The organism is Leucobacter sp. M11, from assembly GCF_035726885.1.
Lineage (GTDB): Bacteria > Actinomycetota > Actinomycetes > Actinomycetales > Microbacteriaceae > JAPFRB01.
Genome location: NZ_JAPFRB010000001.1, coordinates 478,108 through 480,321, shown reverse-complemented (window position 1 = coordinate 480,321; position 2,214 = coordinate 478,108). Strand labels below are relative to the sequence as shown.

The following is a 2,214-nucleotide window of genomic DNA, read 5'->3' as shown; positions in this document are numbered from 1 at the left end:
AGTTCGAGGTGGCCCTCGGCCGCGAGGTCCGCGAGGAACGGGTGCTCGGGGGCCGGGGACGGCGCTGCGGCGGCAGCGGCGCGGCTGGGCAGGGGCATCTCCATGAGATCATCCGCGGAGGGCATCCAGGGGTTCCCGGGGTCGGCCGTGGAGGTGTTGTGTGAGAAGGTGCTGCCGGAGATCTCGACGACGCGCGCGCCCGGGGCCGAGCCCCAGCTCGCGGCGCTCACGGCGATGCCGCCGGCGTACCGGCCGACGTTCTCGGACAGGGTGGAATCGACGACGACCAGCCGCGGGTCAACGGGAACGTTCGAGGGCTGGGACAGGGAGATTCCGCCAGCGGCCGTCCAGTTCTCCTCGGAGGCGTTCCCGTTTCCGGTCAGGGATGCCCGCTCGAAGCGGATCTGCGCCGTTGCGTCGTCCGGGCGGTACCACTCCACGAACTCGGCGGCCCCGTGGCCGAAGCCCGAGACGGAGGTGTCCGCGATGAGGAACCCGGCCCCCGCGCTGCTCATCGCGTGGATGCCGACGGCACGGTTGTCCGGGTTTTCCTGCTCGATGCGGCTGTTCTGCACGGTGATCTGCCCGCTCGCATCGCTGACGATCAGCGCAAGGTCGCTCGGGTTGCGCAGGGTGCTCTCGCGCACCGTGATCGTGTCCTGCTCGCCGGTGGCGTCCGCGTAGAGGGCGGCCATCGCGGTCTGAGCGGCGTCCAGGGTGATGCCCGAAACGGTCAAGCTGGAGCGCTCGGCGTGCAGGAGCACATCGGGGGCCGGGGGGCCGCCGGGTTCGTCGGCAATGATGTGCCAGTCGTCCGAGGCGCGCAGCGTGACCCCGGCGCCGAGGATACTGAGCGCGCCCGTGCTGCGCAGCGGGGTGTCCAGGGAGACGGTGGTCACGGCGGGGGCGAAGCCAATCGTGGTTTCGTCCGGGTCTGCGTTCGCCTGCTCGAGAGCCGCGCGGAGGCTCCCCGCGCCCGAGTCGTTGCCGTTCGTGACGGTGAGATCCGGAGCTGCGTCGGCATCCGCGGCGGGCTGGCCGGGCGTGGCCAGCGCGGGAACGGCGGCTCCGGCGAACAGGGTGACAGCGGCGATGGCGCTCAGGGCGGACGTACGAAAAACGGCGCGGGGGGTCATGGCTCTCCAGGTCAGGTGTGGCAACCCGGACAGCCTACTTGATGAAGCTTCACGAAAACAGGGGCAGTTTTCTCCTCCGAGGGTCGCGCGACACGCCGAGTGACACGCCGATCGACACGCCGATCGACACGCCCGGCCGCGACGGGGCGTGCCCGCCGGGCCCCCTCGGGGGACCGGGCCCCTAGGGGAGCCGGGCCCAGTCCACCTCGGCGTCCGCGCCGCGCACGGTCTCGAACCAGGCGGCCACGCGGAGCAGCTCCGCGTCCGAGCCGATCCGGCCCGCGATCTGGAGCCCCACCGTGCGGCCGTCGGCCTGGATCCCGGCCCCGACGGACAGCGCGGGCTGCCCCGACATGTTGTAGGGCACCGTGAAGGAGATGTGGCCCATCGTCTGCGTCGGGTCCGTGATCGGCATGGGGTCCTCGGCGGGGAACGCCGCAACAGGGGAGACGGGGGACAGGACGAGGTCGTAGGGCGCGGTTGCGGCGCGGGTGAGCCGGGCCATTTCGTCAATCTGGTTGCGGTTGCGCACCGTCTGCGCCGCGGTCACCCCGGCCCCGGCGGCGCACCACTCGGCGATGAAGGGCAGGATGAGCGCGCGCTCGGCGTCGCTGAGCAGCTCGTAGTCCGCGTAGGAGCGGCTCCGCCAGAAGTCCACGAGCCCGTCGAGCACCTCGGGTCCGATAAAGGGGGCGAGCGGCACGATATCGGCTCCGGCAGCCGCGAAGCGAGCGGCGGCTGCCTCGACGATGGCGAGCGTTTCCGGCTCGACGGGCAGCCCGGAGCCCGCGTCGAGCTGCAGGGCGACCCGCATGCCCGCGGGCGAGAGGGGCTCGGTGGACCAGTCCATCGGCGCGTAGGGGCGGGTGAGGTAGTCCCGCTCGTCGGGCCGGGCCACGATCGACATGAGCCGGATGCTGTCGGCCGCGGTGCGCGTCATCGGCCCGGCGGCGCGGCCGTCGTAGGGCACGTCGAGGGGGATGAGCCCCTCGCTCGGCTTGAGCGCGGTCAGGCCCTGCCAGGTGCCCGGCAGCCGGATCGAGCCGCCGATGTCGGTGCCCACGTGCAGCGGACCGTA

Annotated in this window: 2 protein-coding genes; both read right to left on the bottom strand. The window is 72.4% G+C overall.

The window, feature by feature from the left end; all coding sequences use genetic code 11:
- The coding region (locus OOT08_RS02455; RefSeq protein ID WP_325090962.1) for a hypothetical protein at positions 1-1,136 on the bottom strand (1,136 nt) is incomplete at its 3' end.
- Between the two features lie 181 nt (positions 1,137-1,317).
- A partial coding sequence (locus tag OOT08_RS02450; protein ID WP_325090961.1) for an amidase family protein occupies positions 1,318-2,214 on the bottom strand: 897 nt, incomplete at its 5' end.